A 19,103-nucleotide genomic window follows, 5' to 3' on the forward strand; every position below is an offset into this window, starting at 1 on the left:
GGGCTGGCCTACTTGAGGGCCGCCGAATAAATGTCTGGCTTGAAGCCAATCAGGGTTCTGTCTCCGAGATCCAGCACCGGGCGCTTGATCATCGAGGGTTGCGCGAGCATCAATTCAATGGCTTTCGACTGATCGAGATCGGCTTTGCGTTCGTCTTCGAGTTTGCGAAAGGTGGTGCCCGCGCGGTTCAACACCACTTGCCAACCGTGCTCGTTGCACCATTGGGTCAAGTGCTCACGGTCGATACCGGCCGTTTTGTAGTCATGGAACTCATAATTCACGGCGTGCTCATCGAGCCAGGTACGTGCCTTTTTCATGGTGTCGCAGGCTTTGATACCGAAAAGGTGCAACGTTTTGCTTGAAGCGGTCAAGGAATTGCCCCCCTCTGATCCGATGGAGTGTGCTGATGAAAGTCAAAGGTCTGGGATTATGCCACGCCCAGCGCATTTGGGTGCCGCTCGTCAGCACCGTGCGACTTTTGTGCAAAAGCCATCGCGCAGCATAGGCGGCTAATATGGCACTTCAACGGCGAGTTGTTGCCTGATGTGTGTCGTTGCGAGTCGATTGTCCGGGAACCCCGCCTTATGCAAACCGCCTACACCGTTCTTATCCTGCTGATGCTGGTTAGTGCTTCGCGCCTGGTCGGGCGTGTTATCCCGCTACCGTTGCCCTTGGTGCAGATTGCCGCCGGCGCTTTGCTGGCCTGGCCCACGTTGGGGCTGCATGTGGCCCTGGACCCGGAGTTATTTCTGTTTCTGTTCCTGCCGCCACTGCTGTTTTCCGATGGTTGGCGCATGCCCAAACGTGAATTGTGGCGCCTGCGCGGGCCGATCCTGACGCTGGCAGTGGGGCTGGTGTTGTTTACCGTGGTCGGCGCCGGTTACTTCATCCACTGGATATTGCCTACGATCCCGCTGCCGGTGGCCTTCGCCCTGGCGGCCGTGTTGTCGCCGACGGACGCCGTGGCGGTGTCGGCCATTTCCCAGAATCGGTTGCCGACCCCGCTGATGCACATGCTGCAGGGGGAGGCCTTGATGAATGACGCGTCGGGCCTGGTGACCTTCAAGTTCGCCCTGGCAGCGGCATTGACCGGGATTTTTTCCCTGGCGGATGCCAGCCTGACCTTCGTGCTGGTCGCCCTTGGTGGCCTGGCGGTGGGCGTCGCCTTGAGCTGGGTGGTCGGTCGGTTGCGGGCCTGGATGATCGCGCGGGGCTGGGACGATCCGGCGACTCATGTGGTGTTTATGTTGCTGTTGCCCTTCGCCGCCTATGTGCTGGCCGAACGCCTGGGGGCGTCGGGGATTTTGTCGGCGGTAGCGGCAGGGATGATGCAAAGCTGGCTCGACCTGCTGCCGCGCCAGACCAGCACGCGCCTACTCAACCGCAGCGTGTGGTCGTTGCTGGAATTTGCCTTCAATGGCCTGATTTTCCTGCTGTTGGGCCTTCAATTACCGGACATCATCAAGGCCGTGGTGAGCCATGAGTCGACGCTGTGGCCGACCTTGCTGTATCGCTGCCTGGATGTGATCGCGATCTTTCTGGTGCTGGTGGCCTTGCGCTATATCTGGGTGCAGAGCATCTGGCGTCTGTCGGGCCTGTTGCGGCGCTTGCGTGGGAAAAGTGAGCTGACGCTGATGCCGGATGCCCGGTCCTGCTGGTTGTTGACCGTCGGCGGTGTCCGCGGTGCCGTGACCTTGGCCGGTGTGATGTCGGTGCCGCTGCTGCTGGCGCCAGGCAAGGCTTTCCCCGAGCGCGACCTGCTGATCTTCATTGCCGCCGGCGTGATCCTGCTGTCGCTGATCGCTGCCTGTATTGCGTTGCCGCTTTTATTGCGCGGGATCGAAAAAAGCCCCGACGAAAAGCGCCACAAGGAAGTGCGCGAAGCCTGGAAAAAGACGGCCGTGGCCGCGATTCATGCCCTGGAGGCCGAGGAACAGCCCGGGACCGAGAGCCACGACGCCGCCCAAGCCGCATTGGCCACCGAGCTTAAAGCGCGCTTGATGTCGGAATATCGCCATCAGTTGGAGGTCTTCAACGATTCGGCCGAAGCCCAGGCGCTGGCGCAACAGATGGACTTGCTGGAGCGAAAATTACGCCTCAAGGCTTTGCGCGCCCAGCGGCTGGAGCTATACAGCTTGAGCCGTCAGCACCAGATTGGTGATGACGTTTTGAGGGAGGTGCTGGCGGAGCTGGACATGAGTGAGGCGAACCTGGGGCCCGTGAAGTAAGCGCTTGGAAGACTGAACATTGGGTGCCCGAAGGATTGCCATCCCTCGGGCTCTCGCTGCGTCTGGCTTAACGCCGGCGCTGAATGAAATCGCGAATTCGCTCCGCTGCCTCCACACACTCAGCCAGCGGCGCAACCAGCGCCAGGCGCACTCGACCGGCCCCGGGGTTGACGCCGTCCACGTCCCGCGACAGGTACGAGCCCGGTACCACCGTCACATGTTCTTCCACGAACAGGTCGCGGCAGAACGCGGCGTCGTCACCCTGCACATTCGGCCATAGGTAGAACCCGCCGTCCGGCGCCTGCACGTCCAATACCGGCTTGAGAATGGCTAACACGGCCTCGAACTTCTCGCGGTACAGATCACGGTTGGCCAGCACATGGGCCTCGTCCTGCCAGGCCGCGATACTGGCGAGCTGGGTTTGCACCGGCATTGCGCAGCCATGATAGGTGCGATACAGCAGGAAACCTTTGAGGATATCGGCGTCACCGGCCACGAAGCCGGAGCGCAGCCCTGGCAGGTTGGAGCGCTTGGACAGGCTGTGGAACACCACGCAACGCTTGAAGTCCTGGCGACCCAGTTCCACACAGGCACTGAGCAGGCCCGGCGGCGGGGTTTGCTCGTCGAAATACAGCTCGCTGTAGCACTCGTCGGCGGCGATCACGAAATCATATTCGTCGGCCAGGGCGATGAGTTTTTTCAGGGTCTGGACTGGAATCAGCGCGCCGGTCGGGTTGCCCGGTGAGCACAGAAACAGGATCTGGCAGCGTTTCCAGATATCCGGCGAAACCGCGTCGAAATCCGGGTTGAAGCCATTGCTGTCCAGGCACGGCAGGTAGTGCGGCTTGGCCCCGGCGAGGAACGCGGCGCCTTCATAGATCTGGTAGAACGGGTTCGGGCTCACCACCAGTGCGTCGTCACTGCGATTGACCACGGTTTGGGTAAAGGCAAACAAGGCTTCCCGGGTGCCGTTGACCGGCAAAATAGTGCGCGCCGGATCGAGCCACCCCTTGGGTACATTGAAGCGCCGTTCGCACCAGGCGCCGATGGCCTCGCGCAAGGCGGGAATGCCCAGGGTGGTCGGGTACACCGCCATCTGGTCGAGGTTATTAGCCAGGGCGTCGGCCACGAACTGCGGGGATTTGTGCTTGGGCTCGCCAATGGACAGCGCAATCGGGCGCTTCGCCGGGTTCGGTGTCACGCTGCCCAGCAGGGCGCGCAACTTTTCGAACGGGTAGGGTTGGAGCTGGTTCAGGGCGTTGTTCATCGGTGTATCTCGTGCAAGGCGTTAAAAACGGCGAAGGGGGCGGTGGGCCGCCCCTGGTATCAAATCGTCAGGCGCGTCAGTTCAACGCCCGGCTCCTGGGGCACGCTCAACTGTTGGACGATGGCTTCCTGCAAGCGTCGGCACAGCTCGGGGTCGGACAACGGTTGGTTGTCGGCATCGGTAATAAAGAACACGTCTTCCACGCGTTCGCCCAGGGTCGCAATCTTGGCGTTTTGCAACGACAGGTCGAACTCCAGGAAAATCCCGCCGATGCGCGCCAATAGGCCCGGACGGTCCGGCGCGCTCAGCTCCAGCACGGTGACTGGGCGCTGGGCATCGTTGGAGATGGTGACCTGGGGTGCGAAGGCGAAGTGCTTGAGCTGGCGTGGGACCCGACGCTGGATGATGGTGGGGTAATCGTCGGGGTTGCGCAGGGCTTCGGTAAGGCCTTCGCGGATTTTCTTTACCCGCGCCGGATTGTCGCCGATCGAGTCGCCATCGGTGTCTAGCACGATGTAGGTGTCGAGGGTGAACTGGCTGCTGGAAGTGATCACCCGTGCGTCGTGGATGTTCAGGTTGAGCTGGTCCATGGCGGCCACGGTCACGGCGAAGAAGTCGTGCTGGTCCGGTGCATAGATGAAAATCTGCGTGCCGCCCTCGAACTCGCGCTGAGTGGTTTCCTTGATCAACACCAGCGGGCCGCCATCGGCAGGCTGCTGCAAAATGGCGTCGGTGTGCCAGGCGACATCGCCGGCGGTGTGGCGCAGGAAGTAATCGTCTCCCAACTGCGACCACAGTTGCTCGACATCGTCCGGGTCGTTGCCGCCGCGTACGAGGATATCCAGGGCCGCACTTTGGGTGCGGCGGATCTGCTCTTCGCGGTCCACTGGGTTTTCCAGGCCACGGCGCAGGGCGCGCTTGGTCTCGGTGTACAGCTGACGCAGCAGGCTGGCGCGCCATGAATTCCACAGAGTGGGGTTGGTGGCGTTGATATCGGAGACGGTGAGCACGTATAGGTAGTCGAGGCGGGTTTCATCGCCGACCACCTGGGCGAAATCATGGATCACCTGCGGATCGGACAAGTCCTTGCGCTGGGCAGTGGTCGACATCACCAGGTGGTTCTGCACCAGCCAGACAATCAGGCGGCTGTCCCACAACGGCAATTGGTGACGCTGGCAAAAAGCCTCGGCATCGACGGCGCCGATTTCCGAGTGATCGCCATGCCGGCCCTTGCCGATGTCGTGGTACAGCCCGGCCAGGTAGATCAGCTCGGGCTTGGGCAGTTTGGCCATCAACTTACTGGCCAGCGGGAATTTTTCCGATACCTGGGTGTACTGCAACTTACGCAGATGTTTGATCAGGTTCAGGGTGTGCGCATCGACGGTATAGATATGAAACAGGTCGTGCTGCATTTGCCCGACGATAAAACCGAACTCCGGTAAATAGCGCCCGAGGATGCCGTAACGGTTCATGCGGCGCAGGTTGCGGTGGATGCCGATCTTGCATTTGAACAGCTCGATGAACAGGCTGGTGTTGCGGATATCGTTGCGGAAGTCTTCGTCGATCAGGTAGCGGTTTTCCCGCAGCAGGCGAATGGTGTCGGCGCGCACGCCTTTGATTTCCGGCTGCTGGGCCATCAGCACGAAGATTTCCAGCATCGCGAACGGCGTGCGGCGGAACACGTTGTCGCTGCGTGCTTCGATATAACCGTCGTGCAACTGGAAGCGCGCATTGATAGGTTGCGGCGGCGCTTCGTCTTCGGGGGCCAGGATCACCTCTTCGAAGTGCTGAATGATCAGGTCGCTCAGCTGCGCAATGCTCATGACCACGCGGTAGTACTGCTGCATGAAGCTTTCGATACTGGTCTTGGCGTCTTCGCCTTCAAACCCCAGCAGCGAGGCGATGGAGCGCTGATGGTCGAACAGCAAACGATCTTCGGCGCGCCCGGCAAGCATGTGCAGGGCGTAGCGCACTTTCCACAGGAACTCCTGGGAGGAGGCCAGCAGCGCATTCTCGCTTTCTACCAGGAAGCCTTCGCCGGCCAGGGCGCGCAGGTTCAGGGTGCCGTATTCGCGACGGGCCACCCACAGAATGGTCTGGATGTCCCGCAGCCCTCCGGGTGAACCCTTGACGTTGGGTTCCAGGTTGTACTCGGTGTCGTTGTACTTGTGATGCCGGGCTTTCTGCTCGGCGCGCTTGGCCAGGAAGAAATCCTTGCTCGGCCACATGTGCGCCGTGCTGGTGACGTCGAGCATGCGCTGGCGCAGGCGCTCGGGGCCGGCGATGGTGCGGCTCTCCATGAGGTTGGTGATCACGGTGAGGTCGGCACGGGCCTCTTCGGCGCATTCGTCCACCGACCGTACGCTCTGGCCGACTTCCAGGCCGATGTCCCACAACAGTGTGAGAAAACGCTCGATGGAATCGCGAAAGATCTCATGGTCTGCACTGTCCAGCAGGATCAGCAGGTCGATGTCTGAGTACGGGTGCAATTCGCCGCGACCGTAGCCGCCGACCGCCACCAGGGCGATGTCGGCGTCAGTGCTCCAGGTGAACTGTTCCCAGGCCTTTTGCAGGATGTTATCGACGAACCAGGCGCGATCCTCGATCAGCCGGCGGATATCCCGGCCCTTGCGAAAGCGCTCATCGAGCACCTCGCGGGCCTGGCGAATGGCTTTTTTGAACGCGGCGATAGGGCTCGACTTCAGTGCCAGCTCGGCCTGGAACTGGCCACGGTCGAAGAGTTCGGGATCCACCTGGGGCATCGATCGGCTTTCCTTTCTATCTATGAGTCAGTCACAACACCGTTTGGGAAAACCAACGCAGCCTTGAATTACGCCGACACGCGCGGGATGGTGTCGTCCGAGCGCAGGGTGAAGATCTCGTAGCCGGTTTCGGTGACCAGTAGTGTGTGTTCCCACTGGGCCGAGAGCTTGCGGTCTTTGGTAATAGCGGTCCAGCCGTCGCCCAGCACCTTGGTGTCGGCCTTGCCCTGGTTGATCATCGGCTCGATGGTGAAGGTCATGCCGGCCTTGAGTTCCATGCCGGTGCCAGCGCGGCCGTAGTGCAGGATCTGCGGTTCTTCGTGGAACACCTTGCCGATGCCGTGGCCACAGAACTCGCGAACCACCGAAAAGCCGTTCTTTTCAGCGTGCTTCTGGATCACTTCGCCGATGTCGCCCAGGCGGCAGCCAGGTTTGACGATCTCGATAGCCTTGTACATGCATTCCTGAGTGACCTGGGACAGGCGCTCGGCCCAGACCGGCACGGTGCCGACGTGGAACATGCGGCTGGTATCGCCGTGATAGCCATCCTTGATCACGGTGACGTCGATGTTCAGCGTGTCGCCGTCCTTGAGCGGCTTGTCGCCTGGGATGCCGTGGCAGACCACGTGGTTGATCGATGTGCAGATCGACTTGGGAAAGCCTTTGTAGTTGAGCGGGGCAGGGATAGCCTTTTGCACATTGACGATGTAGTCGTGGCAGATACGGTCGAGTTCCTCGGTGGTGACGCCGGGCTTGACGTGTTCGGCAATCATTTCCAGCACATCGGCCGCCAGTTTGCCGGCAACGCGCATGCCGGCGATGTCTTCGGCGGTTTTCAAAGTAACGGTCATACAGGCTCTCTCTAGCGCGCGAGGCGCTGAAATCAAAACGGTTTACGGGTGTGCGACAAAAGGTTACAGAATTCGCACAAGCCCTAAAAACGCGATTCTAACAGACGATGCTCTCAAGTCATGAGGGTCTGACGATCGCTTCTCTCTATAGGGTGGGGGTATCCGGACTCAATTCAAAGGGTTGCGCGAGTGGCCTTCAAGGCAGTTGTGATTGCAGGTTTCGTTTTCGCCCTTCGTGTGGTATAAAATGCGCCGCTTTCCGGGGATACCCCGAAAAGCTTAAATCCACACACGTGTCGACACGATGACCTGGGTGCCGGAGGCCTTGATGCCGCTGGTTGGTCATTGGGATACGTGGAGGCCAAACCCGACTTATTAAGGAACTATCATGTCCCAAGTCAACATGCGCGATATGCTGAAGGCCGGTGTGCACTTCGGTCACCAGACCCGTTACTGGAACCCGAAAATGGGTAAATACATTTTCGGCGCGCGTAACAAGATCCACATCATCAACCTTGAAAAAACCCTGCCAATGTTCAACGAAGCGCTGACTTTCGTAGAGCGTCTGGCCCAGGGCAAAAACAAGATTCTGTTCGTCGGCACCAAGCGTTCCGCTGGCAAGATCGTTGCTGAAGAAGCAGCACGTTGCGGTTCGCCGTACGTCGACCACCGCTGGTTGGGCGGCATGCTGACCAACTTCAAAACCATCCGTGCTTCCATCAAGCGTCTGCGTGACCTTGAAGTACAAGCCGAAGACGGTACTTTCGCCAAGCTGACCAAGAAAGAAGCGCTGATGCGCTCCCGTGACCTGGAAAAGCTCGATCGTTCCCTGGGTGGTATCAAGGACATGGGCGGTCTGCCTGACGCACTGTTCGTTATCGACGTTGATCACGAGCGCATCGCGATCACCGAAGCCAACAAGCTGGGCATCCCTGTTATCGGCGTAGTCGATACCAACAGCAGCCCGGAAGGCGTTGACTACATCATCCCAGGCAACGATGACGCAATCCGCGCTATCCAGCTGTACATGGGTTCGATGGCTGACGCTGTAATCCGTGGCCGCAACCACGTTGCTGGTGGTACCGAGCAGTTCGTTGAAGAAGCTCCGGTAGCTGCCGCTGAGTAATTGACGCCCTGGCGTTGACTCAGTAAGCAAAAAGGGGGCTTGGCCCCCTTTTTGCCCCCTCGAAAACCATTTGTCGGCAGCGCAGCTACATCATCTGTAACGTGCAGCGGCCTACAAGGGGTGGTTCGAGAAGAATTGATCGCCCGTTTGATCGGGTGGAATGGTTGAAAACCTATCCAAGAGGATTTTGAAATGGCAGAGATTACTGCAGCGTTGGTTAAAGAACTGCGCGAGCGTACCGGCGAAGGCATGATGGATTGCAAAAAAGCCTTGACCAAGGCTGGCGGCGACATCGAAAAAGCCATTGATGACATGCGTGCTTCCGGTGCCATCAAGGCTGCCAAGAAAGCAGGCAACGTTGCCGCTGAAGGCGCCATCGCTCTGAAAGAAGACGGCAAATCCGCCGTTCTGCTGGAAGTGAACTCCCAGACCGACTTCCTGGCTCTGCAGGACGACTTCAAAGCATTCGTTGCCGACAGCGTTGAAAAAGCGTTCGCTGACAAGCTGACCACTGTCGAGCCTCTGATCGAAGCTCAAGAAGCTGCCCGCCTGGTACTGGTCGGCAAGGTTGGCGAGAACGTCAACATCCGTCGCCTGACTCGCGTTGAAGGTGATGTAGTTGGCGGTTACCTGCACGGTAACAAGATCGGTGTTGCGGTTGTCCTGAAGGGCGGCAACGTTGAGCTGGCTAAAGACATCGCGATGCACGTAGCGGCAAGCAACCCTGAGTTCCTGCTGCCTTCGGAAGTGTCCGCCGAAGCGATCGAGCGTGAAAAAGCTGTGTTCCTGCAGCTGAACGAAGAAAAAATCAAAGGCAAGCCAGATAACATTGTTGAGAACATGGTCAAAGGCCGTATCAGCAAGTTCCTGGCCGAAGCAAGCCTGGTTGAGCAGGCGTTCGTCAAGAACCCTGAAATCAAGGTTGGCGAGTTGGCTAAGAAAGCCGGCGCTGAAATCGTTTCCTTCACTTACTTCAAAGTAGGTGAAGGCCTCGAGAAGCCGGTCGACAACTTCGCTGAAGAAGTTGCTGCCCAGCTGGCTGCCGCCAAGCAATAAGACAGTTTTATCTGTCGCCCGAAAGAGGCTGCCCGCTCACGCGCGCAGCCTCTTTTCAAATGGGAAGGCCAATTTTATTTGGTTTCCCTTCGGAACTGGCTTACAAAGCCGTGTTCCGATGGCGCTGTGATAGCGTCCAGCTAGAGTGAACGCAAGCCGTAAACGGCTCGCCAAGAATTTTTGAAAAATACGCCGCAGGAGAGATTCGCAATGGCTCAGCAGGGCAGTGGTTATCAGGCTCGCTATAAACGCATTCTACTCAAGCTCAGCGGCGAGGCCCTGATGGGCTCGGAAGAGTTTGGGATTGATCCCAAAGTGCTCGACCGCATGGCGCTGGAAGTCGGCCAGCTGGTCGGCATTGGCGTGCAAGTGGGCTTGGTGATCGGCGGTGGCAACCTGTTCCGTGGCGCGGCATTGAGTGCTGCTGGCATGGATCGGGTCACCGGTGACCACATGGGGATGCTGGCCACTGTGATGAACGCCCTGGCCATGCGCGACGCCCTGGAGCGCGCCAACATCTCGGCTATCGTGATGTCGGCTATCTCCATGGTCGGCGTGACCGACCACTACGATCGTCGCAAAGCCATGCGCCACCTGAACTCCAAAGAAGTGGTGATCTTCGCAGCCGGTACGGGTAACCCGTTCTTTACCACCGATTCGGCGGCTTGCCTGCGTGCTATCGAAATTGATGCCGACGTGGTGCTCAAGGCCACCAAAGTGGATGGTGTGTACACCGCAGATCCATTCAAAGACCCGCATGCCGAGAAGTTCGATCATCTGACCTACGATGAAGTGCTGGATCGCAAGCTGGGTGTGATGGACCTGACGGCTATTTGCCTGTGCCGCGACCACAAGATGCCGCTGCGCGTATTTAACATGAACAAGCCCGGCGCCCTGCTGAATATCGTACATGGCGGTGCGGAAGGGACTCTGATCGAGGAAGGCCAACAATGATCAATGAAATCAAGAAAGACGCCCAAGCGCGTATGCAGAAATCCCTGGAGTCTCTGAGCCACGCATTCGGCCAGATTCGTACCGGCAAGGCTCACCCGAGCATCCTGGGCAGTGTGATGGTGCCGTATTACGGCGCAGATACGCCGCTGAGCAGCGTAGCCAACGTTACCGTCAAAGACTCGCGTACCCTGCAGGTCGTGGCGTTCGAGCGCAACATGCTTGCGGCCGTCGACAAGGCGATCCAGAGCGCCGGCTTGAACCTCAACCCGACCAACCTGGGCGAGTTGTTGCTGATCTCCATGCCTGCCTTGACCGAAGAAACCCGCAAGGGCTTCACCAAGCAGGCGCGCAGCGCGGCAGAGGATGCGCGCGTTGCCGTACGTAACATTCGTCGTGATGCCTTGGGCGAGCTGAAGAAGTTGGTCAAGGACAAGGAAATCAGCGAAGACGAAGAGCGTCGTGCCGTCGCCGATATCGACAAGCTGACCAAGGAAGCCGAGGCAAAGATCACTCAGGCAACCGAAGAAAAAGAAAAGGACCTGATGGCCGTATAAAGGGTCAGGACGCCTTCATGGAAAAGACCAAGCAGACTGTGCCCTCCGTGGTGCCGCGCCATGTCGCGATCATCATGGATGGGAATAATCGCTGGGCGAAGAAACGCTTTATGCCGGGTGTTGCCGGGCATAAAGCGGGTGTCGATGCAGTGCGGGCGGTGATTGAGGTGTGTGCCGAGGCCAAGGTGGAGGTGCTCACGTTGTTCGCGTTTTCCAGTGAGAACTGGCAGCGCCCCGCCGAAGAGGTCAGCGCCCTGATGGACCTGTTCTTCAAGGCCCTTCGTCGTGAGGCCAAGCGTCTCAACGACAACAACATCAGCCTGCGCATCATTGGTGATCGCTCGCGGTTCCACCCGGAGCTGCAAGCGGCCATGCGCGAAGCCGAGGCCATCACCGCCGGAGCCGACCGTTTTGTGTTGCAGATTGCAGCCAACTACGGCGGCCAGTGGGATATTGCCCAGGCTGCGCAGCGCTTGGCTCGTGAAGTGCAGGCCGGTCATCTGCGACCGGACGACATTACGCCCGAATTGCTGCAAACCTGCCTGGTCACCGGCGACCTGCCGTTGCCGGACTTGTGCATCCGCACCGGTGGCGAGCACCGCATCAGTAATTTCCTGTTGTGGCAGCTGGCTTACACCGAGTTGTACTTCTCCGACCTGTTCTGGCCGGACTTCAAACACGATGCCATGCGCACGGCGCTGGCCGATTTCGCTTCCCGTCAGCGTCGTTTCGGTAAAACGAGCGAGCAGATCGAAGCTGGAGCCCGGGTTTAAATGCTAAAACAACGAATCATCACTGCCCTGATCCTGTTGCCGATCGCCTTGTGTGGGTTTTTCCTGCTCGATGGTTCCGGTTTTGCGCTGTTTATTGGCCTGGTCGTGACCTTGGGGGCCTGGGAGTGGGCGCGGCTGGCCGGTTTCACCGCTCAGTTGCCCCGCGTGGCCTACGCCGCGGTCGTGGCGCTACTGTTATTCCTGATGCACACCTTGTCGAGCATCGTGGTGCCATGGGTATTGGGCGCCGCGGTACTGTGGTGGGCGCTGGCGACCTTTCTGGTGCTGACTTATCCGCGCACCAGCAGTCAGTGGTCCAGTGTCGCCAGCAAGCTGGTGATTGGCCTGCTGATTCTGTTGCCAGCCTGGCAAGGGTTGGTAGAAATCAAGAACTCACCGATGGGTAACTGGCTGATCATGGCGGTGATGGTGTTGGTCTGGGGGGCTGATATTGGCGCCTACTTCTCGGGCCGAGCCTTTGGCAAGCGTAAGTTGGCCCCGGCCGTCAGCCCTGGCAAGAGCTGGGAGGGCGTCTATGGTGGCCTGGCGTTGACTCTGGTTATCACGCTGGTGGTCGGTGTCGTACGTGATTGGTCGGGCAAGGAAATCTTCCTGGCTTTAGCGGGTACGGCGATCGTGGTCTTCATTTCGGTGGTCGGTGACCTCACCGAAAGCATGTTCAAGCGTCAGGCCGGTATCAAGGACAGCAGTAACCTGCTGCCAGGGCATGGCGGTGTGCTTGACCGTATCGACAGTCTTACCGCCGCCATCCCGATCTTTGCCGTGTTGCTGTGGATGACCGCTTCGTGAGCCGTCTGCAGCAGGTCACCGTGCTGGGGGCGACCGGCTCGGTGGGGTTGAGCACCCTGGATGTCATCGCGCGCCACCCGAATCGTTACCAAGTCTTCGCGCTTACAGGTTTTAGCCGCCTCAGCGAGTTGCTGGCGTTGTGCGTACGCCATGCACCGCGTTACGCCGTGGTGCCTGAGCCCATCGCGGCGCGTGGTTTGCAGGATGATCTGCGCGCGGCCGGGCTCGCCACTCAAGTGTTGGTGGGGGAGGAGGGGCTGTGCCAGGTTTCGGCGGATGCCGAGGTCGATACGGTAGTTGCGGCTATCGTCGGTGCGGCGGGCCTGCGACCGACTCTTGCGGCAGTGGATGCGGGCAAGAAAATCCTGCTGGCCAATAAAGAAGCGCTGGTAATGTCCGGTGCGCTTTTTATGCAGGCGGTACGTAAGAGCGGTGCGGTGCTGCTGCCCCTCGACAGTGAACACAACGCTATTTTCCAGTGTATGCCGGGTGATTTTGCGCGAGGTTTGAGTCAGGTCGGCGTGCGGCGGATTCTACTCACGGCCTCTGGCGGTCCGTTCCGTCAAACACCGCTGGTTGAGTTGGAGCATGTATCTCCCGACCAGGCGTGCGCTCATCCGAACTGGTCGATGGGGCGCAAGATCTCCGTGGATTCAGCCAGCATGATGAACAAAGGCCTGGAGCTGATCGAGGCATGCTGGCTGTTCGATGCGCGCCCTGATCAGGTCGAGGTGGTGATTCATCCGCAAAGTGTGATTCATTCCCTTGTCGATTACGTGGACGGTTCGGTATTGGCCCAATTGGGCAATCCCGATATGCGCACGCCGATTGCCAATGCCTTGGCGTGGCCGGAGCGCATCGATTCCGGCGTGGCCCCACTGGACCTGTTCGCAGTGGCTCGCCTGGATTTCGAAGCGCCGGACGAGCAGCGTTTTCCTTGTCTGCGCCTGGCGCGGCAAGCGGCCGAGGCGGGTAACAGTGCGCCGGCGATGCTTAATGCGGCCAACGAAGTGGCCGTGGCAGCGTTTCTCGAACGGCGCATCCGCTTCCCGCAGATCGCGAGTATCATCGAGGACGTGCTGGGTCTGGAGCCCGTCGTGGCGGTCAACGATCTGGGGGCGGTGTTCGAAGCGGATACCAAGGCGCGCGTCCTTGCGCAACACTGGCTGAGCCGCAACGCGAAATAGTCTGTCGGCGCGTTGAGCCTTCTGGCCCTGGATTGGAATGCGGAGAAATTAGATGAGTGCGCTTTATATGATTGTCGGCACCCTGGTTGCTCTGGGTGTGCTGGTTACCTTCCACGAATTCGGCCACTTCTGGGTGGCGCGTCGTTGCGGCGTCAAGGTACTGCGCTTTTCCGTCGGTTTCGGCATGCCGCTGGTGCGCTGGCATGATCGCCATGGCACTGAGTTCGTGGTCGCGGCCATTCCGTTGGGTGGCTACGTCAAGATGCTCGATGAGCGCGAAGGCGAAGTGCCGGCCGACCAGTTGGACCAATCCTTCAATCGCAAAACCGTTCGTCAGCGTATTGCTATTGTGGCGGCCGGCCCGATCGCTAACTTCCTGTTGGCCATGCTGTTTTTCTGGGTATTGGCCATGCTGGGCAGCCAGCAGATCCGTCCGGTGATCGGTGCGGTCGAGGCGGACAGCATTGCAGCCAAAGCGGGCTTGGTCGCCGGGCAGGAAATCGTTTCCATTGATGGCGAACCCACTACGGGCTGGGGCGCGGTCAATCTCCAACTGGTGCGTCGCCTGGGTGAAAGCGGCACCGTCAGCTTCGTAGTGCGTGAGCAGGACTCCTCTGCCGAAACCTCCCGTGCATTGGCGTTGGATCACTGGCTAAAGGGGGCTGATGAGCCCGATCCGATCAAATCCCTGGGGATTCGTCCATGGCGGCCGGTGCTACCGCCAGTGCTTGCGGAGCTGGACCCTAAAGGTCCGGCCCAGGCCGCAGGTCTGAAAACCGGCGACCGCCTTTTGGCGCTCGATGGGCAGGCGCTTAATGACTGGCAGCAGGTGGTCGATCTGGTGCGTGTTCGCCCTGATACCAAAATTGTGCTGAAAGTTGAACGCGATAATGCTCAAATCGACGTCCCGGTGACGTTGGCGGCACGCGGGGAAGCCAAAGCGGCCGGGGGTTACCTGGGTGCAGGGGTCAAGAGTCCCGAGTGGCCGCCTTCGATGATGCGGGAGGTCAGCTACGGGCCGTTGGCGGCAATCGGCGAGGGTGCCAAACGCACTTGGACCATGAGTGTGCTGACGCTCGAATCCCTCAAGAAAATGTTGTTCGGCGAGCTCTCGGTAAAAAACTTGAGTGGGCCGATAACCATTGCTAAAGTGGCGGGCGCTTCTGCCCAGTCGGGTGTTGCGGATTTCCTGAATTTCCTGGCTTACCTCAGTATTAGCCTGGGTGTTCTGAATTTGCTGCCCATTCCTGTATTGGATGGGGGGCATCTGCTGTTTTATCTGGTCGAGTGGGTGCGTGGTCGCCCCTTGTCGGATCGTGTGCAGGGTTGGGGGATACAGATTGGTATCAGTTTGGTGGTTGGGGTGATGTTGTTAGCCCTGGTCAACGATCTGGGTCGTCTGTAACGCTTCGCTGAATTGCGAATCTGCCGCATTTTGCGGCAGTTTGTTTATTGCCAGTTGGAATAAGAAAGGACTTCATGAAACGTCTGCTGCTAACTGCGGTTCTCACCGTATTGATGATCGCCGAAGTTCACGCCGAGTCCTTCACCATCTCCGATATTCGCGTCAACGGCCTCCAGCGGGTTTCCGCGGGTAGCGTCTTTGGTGCCTTGCCGTTGAACGTCGGGGAACAGGCTGATGATCGTCGCCTGGTGGAATCCACTCGTGCGCTGTTCAAAACCGGGTTCTTTCAAGACATCCAACTGGGTCGAGAAGGCAACGTCCTGGTCATCAACGTCGTTGAGCGACCTTCCGTCGCCAGTATCGAGATCGAGGGCAACAAAGCGATCTCCACTGAAGACCTGATGAAAGGCCTCAAGCAATCCGGCCTGGCCGAAGGTGAAATCTTTCAGCGCGCTACCCTCGAAGGTGTACGTAACGAGCTGCAACGCCAGTACGTGGCCCAGGGCCGTTACTCGGCGACCGTGGAAACGGAAGTGATTCCGCAGCCGCGTAACCGTGTAGGCCTCAAGGTCAACATCAACGAAGGCACCGTGGCGGCCATTCAGCACATCAACGTGGTGGGCAACACCAAGTTCGCTGATGAAGACCTGGTTGACCTGTTCGAACTCAAGACCACCAACTGGTTGTCGTTCTTCAAGAACGATGACAAGTACGCTCGCGAAAAGCTCTCCGGTGACCTGGAGCGTCTGCGCTCCTACTACCTGGACCGCGGCTATATCAACATGGATATCGCTTCGACCCAGGTGTCCATCACGCCGGACAAGAAACACGTCTATATCACTGTCAACGTCAACGAAGGCGAGAAGTACAAGGTTCGTGACGTGAAGCTCAGCGGTGACTTGAAAGTGCCTGAAGACCAGGTCAAGGCCCTGTTGCTGGTGCAGAAAGACCAGGTGTTCTCGCGCAAGCTGATGACCACCACGTCCGAACTGATCACGCGTCGTCTCGGTAACGAAGGCTATACCTTCGCCAACGTCAACGGCGTTCCGACGCCCCATGACGAAGATCACACCGTCGACATCACCTTCGTGGTGGATCCTGGCAAGCGTGCTTACGTCAACCGCATCAACTTCCGTGGCAACACCAAGTCTGCCGACGAAGTGCTGCGTCGTGAAATGCGTCAGATGGAAGGTGGCTGGGCGTCGACTTATCTCATCGACCAGTCCAAGACCCGTCTTGAGCGCCTGGGTTTCTTCAAGGAAGTAAACGTCGAAACACCGGCAGTGCCAGGTGTGGATGACCAGGTTGACGTGAACTACGCCGTTGAAGAGCAAGCGTCGGGCTCGATCACCGCCAGCGTCGGTTTCGCGCAGAGTGCAGGTCTGATCCTCGGTGGCTCGATCACCCAGAACAACTTCCTCGGTACCGGTAACAAGGTTTCCATCGGCCTGACCCGTAGCGAATACCAGAGCCGTTATAACTTCGGTTATGTCGACCCCTACTGGACCGCCGACGGTGTGAGCCTGGGCTACAACGCCTTCTACCGCACCACCGACTACAAAGATCTCGACGTAGACGTAGCTAGCTATGCGATCGACAGCCTGGGTGCTGGCGTGAACATCGGCTATCCGATCAGCGAAACCTCGCGCCTGACCTTCGGCCTGACTGCGCAGCAGGATGAGATCAAGACCGGTGTCTACACCGTGGATGAAATCTTCGACTTCACCCGTCGTGAAGGTGACAAGTTCCTGAACTTCAAGGCGTCTGCCGGCTGGTCCGAGTCGACTCTGAACAAGGGCGTATTGGCAACCCGTGGTCATTCCCAGAGCCTGACCCTGGAGGCCACCACGCCTGGCAGCGACCTGTCGTTCTTCAAACTCGATTACCGTGGCCAGCTGTTCCAGCCGTTGAGTGATAACTACACCATGCGCCTGCACACTGAGCTGGGCTACGGCGATGGTTATGGTTCGACCAATGGTCTGCCGTTCTATGAAAACTACTACGCAGGTGGTTTTAACTCGGTGCGCGGCTTCAAGGACAGTACTCTTGGCCCGCGCGGTACGCCGAGTCGTGGTGTAGGTGTGACCGGTAACCAGGGCACCACGGCCGACTCGGACAACGACCCGCTGCCATTCGGTGGTAACGTGTTGATCCAAGGTGGTGCCGAAATTCTGTTCCCGCTGCCGTTCGTGAAAGATCAGCGTTCCCTGCGCACATCCGTATTCTGGGACGTGGGTAACGTGTTCGACTCCAAGTGCGAGCAGATCACCAACCCGAGTGGCGTGAAGTCCAACACCCAGTGTAACGACGTGAGCCTGAGCAACATGGCAAGCTCCGTGGGTGTGGGTGTGACGTGGGTGACCGCGCTGGGCCCGTTGAGCTTTGCTCTGGCCATGCCGATCAAGAAACCGGATAACGCTGAAACCCAGATTTTCCAATTCTCCCTCGGCCAGACGTTCTAAGCGTCTGACCTAAGATAACGACAACGGATTCTGTAGGAGTACATCGTGCGTAAGTTGACTCAATTGGTTCTGCTGGCAACCGTGCTGGTAGCGACCCCGGCCTTCGCCGAAATGAAAATCGCCGTCCTGAACTATCAGATGGCGCTGCTGGAGTCCGACGCGGCCAAAAAATACGCCGTGGACGCTGAAAAGAAATTCGGTCCGCAACTGACCAAGCTCAAGACCCTGGAAAGCAGTGCCAAGGGCATCCAGGACCGTCTGGTGGCTGGTGGCGACAAGATGCAGCAAGGCGAGCGTGAGCGTCTGGAGTTGGAATTCAAGCAAAAGGCCCGTGACTACCAGTTCCAATCCAAGGAGCTGAACGAAGCCAAGGCTGTTGCCGACCGCGAAATGCTCAAGCAGCTTAAGCCTAAACTCGACAGCGCCGTGGAAGAAGTCATCAAGAAAGGTGCCTTTGACTTGGTGTTCGAGCGTGGCGCTGTGATCGACGTCAAGCCTCAATACGACATCACCCGTCAGGTGATCGAGCGCATGAACCAGCTGAAGTAAGCCATGACCGCGACTATCAAGCTCGGCGAGTTGGCCGAGTTCCTGGGGGCCACATTGCGTGGCTCCCCGGAGAAGGAAATCACTGGGCTAGCCACCTTGCAGGAGGCTGGCCCAGCTCAGTTGAGCTTCCTCGCAAACCCTCAATACCGTAAATACCTCGTCGACAGCCGCGCCGCAGCCGTGTTGCTCAAAGCCGCCGACGCCGAAGGTTTTGCCGGGGATGCGCTGGTGGTGGGCGACCCGTACCTGGCGTATGCCAAGGTTTCGCACCTGTTCGATCCAAAACCCAAGGCGGCCGGCGGCATTCACCCGTCAGCGATGATCGCCGATGACGCCCTGGTTGACCCTGCGGCCAGCATTGGTGCGTTTGCGGTGATCGAGAGTGGTGCGCGCATTGCTGCGGGCGTTACGGTGGGAGCTCATTGCTTTATCGGTGCGCGTTGCGAGATCGGTGCTGATGGCTGGCTCGCGCCGCGCGTGACTTTGTACCACGATGTGCGGATCGGTCAGCGTGTGGTTATCCAATCGGGCGCAGTAATCGGCGGCGAAGGCTTTGGCTTTGCCAACGCCAAAGGCGTCTGGCACAAAATTGCCCAGGTCGGTGGCGTTTTGATCGGCGACGACGTGGAAATCGGCGTGAACACAGCGGTTGATCGCGGGGCCTTGGCCGATACCGTGATCGGTAACGGCGTGAAGCTCGACAACCAGATCCAGATCGCCCACAACGTGCAGATTGGCGATCACACCGCCATGGCCGCATGCGTGGGGATTTCCGGCAGTACCCGAATTGGCAAGCACTGCATGCTCGCCGGGGGTGTTGGGCTGGTAGGGCATATTGATATCTGCGACAACGTCTTCATCACCGGTATGACCATGGTGACTCACTCGATTACCGAGCCGGGTGCCTACTCTTCCGGTACCGCCATGCAACCTGCGGCCGAGTGGCGTAAGAGTGCGGCGCGTTTGCGGCAGCTTGACGATATGGCTCGACGTCTCAAACAGCTGGAAAAGCGTGTTGGAGAAGTGACCCCTGGCAGTAATGCTTCATCAGAAGGCTGATACCATTTTCATATCAAGTGTGTACAGCCGCTAGACTGCCTCCTTGATTTGCTAGCGGGG

The 19,103-nt window shown here is 58.9% G+C and carries 16 protein-coding genes; 12 read left to right on the top strand and 4 right to left on the bottom strand.

Annotated features, from left to right (window positions below; genetic code table 11):
- Positions 1-8 precede the first annotated feature (8 nt).
- Positions 9-317, bottom strand: coding sequence for an arsenate reductase (locus QRN41_RS18725; RefSeq protein WP_231980866.1), 309 nt, complete (start codon positions 315-317; stop codon positions 9-11).
- A 267-nt stretch (positions 318-584) separates the two neighbouring features.
- On the opposite strand from QRN41_RS18725, the gene QRN41_RS18730 reads away from it, so the two are divergent.
- Positions 585-2,228, top strand: coding sequence for a Na+/H+ antiporter (locus QRN41_RS18730; RefSeq protein WP_285421981.1), 1,644 nt, complete (start codon positions 585-587; stop codon positions 2,226-2,228).
- Between the two features lie 67 nt (positions 2,229-2,295).
- Here QRN41_RS18730 and dapC read toward each other — a convergent pair whose 3' ends face one another.
- The 3 genes from dapC to map form a co-directional block, all read right to left on the bottom strand.
- Positions 2,296-3,495 (bottom strand): succinyldiaminopimelate transaminase, encoded by a 1,200-nt coding sequence (dapC, locus tag QRN41_RS18735; protein ID WP_167416433.1) that lies wholly within the window; start codon positions 3,493-3,495, stop codon positions 2,296-2,298.
- A 59-nt stretch (positions 3,496-3,554) separates the two neighbouring features.
- Entirely contained in the window at positions 3,555-6,257 is a 2,703-nt protein-coding gene (locus QRN41_RS18740) for a [protein-PII] uridylyltransferase (RefSeq protein ID WP_034096237.1), read from the bottom strand.
- 68 nt (positions 6,258-6,325) lie between these two features.
- Positions 6,326-7,108 carry a type I methionyl aminopeptidase gene (gene map / locus QRN41_RS18745; protein ID WP_034096238.1) on the bottom strand — a complete coding sequence of 261 codons (783 nt, stop codon included), beginning with the start codon at positions 7,106-7,108 and terminating at the stop codon, positions 6,326-6,328.
- Between the two features lie 388 nt (positions 7,109-7,496).
- Here map and rpsB point away from each other — a divergent pair, with 388 nt between their 5' ends.
- From rpsB to lpxD, 11 genes are all read left to right on the top strand, one after another.
- Positions 7,497-8,234, top strand: coding sequence for a 30S ribosomal protein S2 (gene rpsB / locus QRN41_RS18750; RefSeq protein ID WP_003189158.1), 738 nt, complete (start codon positions 7,497-7,499; stop codon positions 8,232-8,234).
- A gap of 192 nt (positions 8,235-8,426) precedes the next feature.
- Positions 8,427-9,290, top strand: a complete 864-nt coding sequence (gene tsf / locus QRN41_RS18755; protein ID WP_285421982.1) for a translation elongation factor Ts — start codon at positions 8,427-8,429, stop codon at positions 9,288-9,290.
- A 210-nt stretch (positions 9,291-9,500) separates the two neighbouring features.
- Positions 9,501-10,244, top strand: a complete 744-nt coding sequence (gene pyrH / locus QRN41_RS18760; RefSeq protein ID WP_003189161.1) for a UMP kinase — start codon at positions 9,501-9,503, stop codon at positions 10,242-10,244.
- Positions 10,241-10,798 carry a ribosome recycling factor gene (gene frr, locus QRN41_RS18765; RefSeq protein ID WP_034096240.1) on the top strand — a complete coding sequence of 186 codons (558 nt, stop codon included), beginning with the start codon at positions 10,241-10,243 and terminating at the stop codon, positions 10,796-10,798. Before pyrH ends, frr begins: the two co-directional genes overlap by 4 nt.
- A 17-nt stretch (positions 10,799-10,815) precedes the next feature.
- Entirely contained in the window at positions 10,816-11,571 is a 756-nt protein-coding gene (uppS, locus tag QRN41_RS18770) for a polyprenyl diphosphate synthase (protein ID WP_034096241.1), read from the top strand.
- Positions 11,572-12,381 (top strand): phosphatidate cytidylyltransferase, encoded by an 810-nt coding sequence (locus QRN41_RS18775; protein ID WP_094064749.1) that lies wholly within the window; start codon positions 11,572-11,574, stop codon positions 12,379-12,381.
- Positions 12,378-13,568, top strand: a complete 1,191-nt coding sequence (gene ispC, locus QRN41_RS18780; protein WP_094064748.1) for a 1-deoxy-D-xylulose-5-phosphate reductoisomerase — start codon at positions 12,378-12,380, stop codon at positions 13,566-13,568. Before QRN41_RS18775 ends, ispC begins: the two co-directional genes overlap by 4 nt.
- A 52-nt stretch (positions 13,569-13,620) precedes the next feature.
- Positions 13,621-14,973, top strand: a complete 1,353-nt coding sequence (rseP, locus tag QRN41_RS18785; protein ID WP_034137243.1) for a sigma E protease regulator RseP — start codon at positions 13,621-13,623, stop codon at positions 14,971-14,973.
- A gap of 74 nt (positions 14,974-15,047) precedes the next feature.
- On the top strand, positions 15,048-17,435 hold the full coding sequence (gene bamA / locus QRN41_RS18790) for an outer membrane protein assembly factor BamA (protein ID WP_034137244.1): 2,388 nt from the start codon (positions 15,048-15,050) through the stop codon (positions 17,433-17,435).
- A 45-nt stretch (positions 17,436-17,480) separates the two neighbouring features.
- Entirely contained in the window at positions 17,481-17,984 is a 504-nt protein-coding gene (locus QRN41_RS18795; RefSeq protein ID WP_003219314.1) for an OmpH/Skp family outer membrane protein, read from the top strand.
- A 3-nt stretch (positions 17,985-17,987) separates the two neighbouring features.
- Complete coding sequence (lpxD, locus tag QRN41_RS18800; protein WP_167416434.1) at positions 17,988-19,043, top strand: UDP-3-O-(3-hydroxymyristoyl)glucosamine N-acyltransferase; 1,056 nt, start codon at positions 17,988-17,990, stop codon at positions 19,041-19,043.
- Positions 19,044-19,103: the final 60 nt, after the last annotated feature.

It is taken from the genome of Pseudomonas sp. efr-133-TYG-23 (assembly GCF_030209215.1).
Lineage (GTDB): Bacteria > Pseudomonadota > Gammaproteobacteria > Pseudomonadales > Pseudomonadaceae > Aquipseudomonas > Aquipseudomonas rhodesiae.

Coding starts and splice junctions, on each gene's coding strand:
- QRN41_RS18725 (WP_231980866.1), bottom strand. CDS start 317: ATGAAAAAGGCACGTACCTGGCTCGATGAGCACGCCGTGAATTATGAG.
- QRN41_RS18730 (WP_285421981.1), top strand. CDS start 585: ATGCAAACCGCCTACACCGTTCTTATCCTGCTGATGCTGGTTAGTGCT.
- dapC (WP_167416433.1), bottom strand. CDS start 3,495: ATGAACAACGCCCTGAACCAGCTCCAACCCTACCCGTTCGAAAAGTTG.
- QRN41_RS18740 (WP_034096237.1), bottom strand. CDS start 6,257: ATGCCCCAGGTGGATCCCGAACTCTTCGACCGTGGCCAGTTCCAGGCC.
- map (WP_034096238.1), bottom strand. CDS start 7,108: ATGACCGTTACTTTGAAAACCGCCGAAGACATCGCCGGCATGCGCGTT.
- rpsB (WP_003189158.1), top strand. CDS start 7,497: ATGTCCCAAGTCAACATGCGCGATATGCTGAAGGCCGGTGTGCACTTC.
- tsf (WP_285421982.1), top strand. CDS start 8,427: ATGGCAGAGATTACTGCAGCGTTGGTTAAAGAACTGCGCGAGCGTACC.
- pyrH (WP_003189161.1), top strand. CDS start 9,501: ATGGCTCAGCAGGGCAGTGGTTATCAGGCTCGCTATAAACGCATTCTA.
- frr (WP_034096240.1), top strand. CDS start 10,241: ATGATCAATGAAATCAAGAAAGACGCCCAAGCGCGTATGCAGAAATCC.
- uppS (WP_034096241.1), top strand. CDS start 10,816: ATGGAAAAGACCAAGCAGACTGTGCCCTCCGTGGTGCCGCGCCATGTC.
- QRN41_RS18775 (WP_094064749.1), top strand. CDS start 11,572: ATGCTAAAACAACGAATCATCACTGCCCTGATCCTGTTGCCGATCGCC.
- rseP (WP_034137243.1), top strand. CDS start 13,621: ATGAGTGCGCTTTATATGATTGTCGGCACCCTGGTTGCTCTGGGTGTG.
- bamA (WP_034137244.1), top strand. CDS start 15,048: ATGAAACGTCTGCTGCTAACTGCGGTTCTCACCGTATTGATGATCGCC.
- lpxD (WP_167416434.1), top strand. CDS start 17,988: ATGACCGCGACTATCAAGCTCGGCGAGTTGGCCGAGTTCCTGGGGGCC.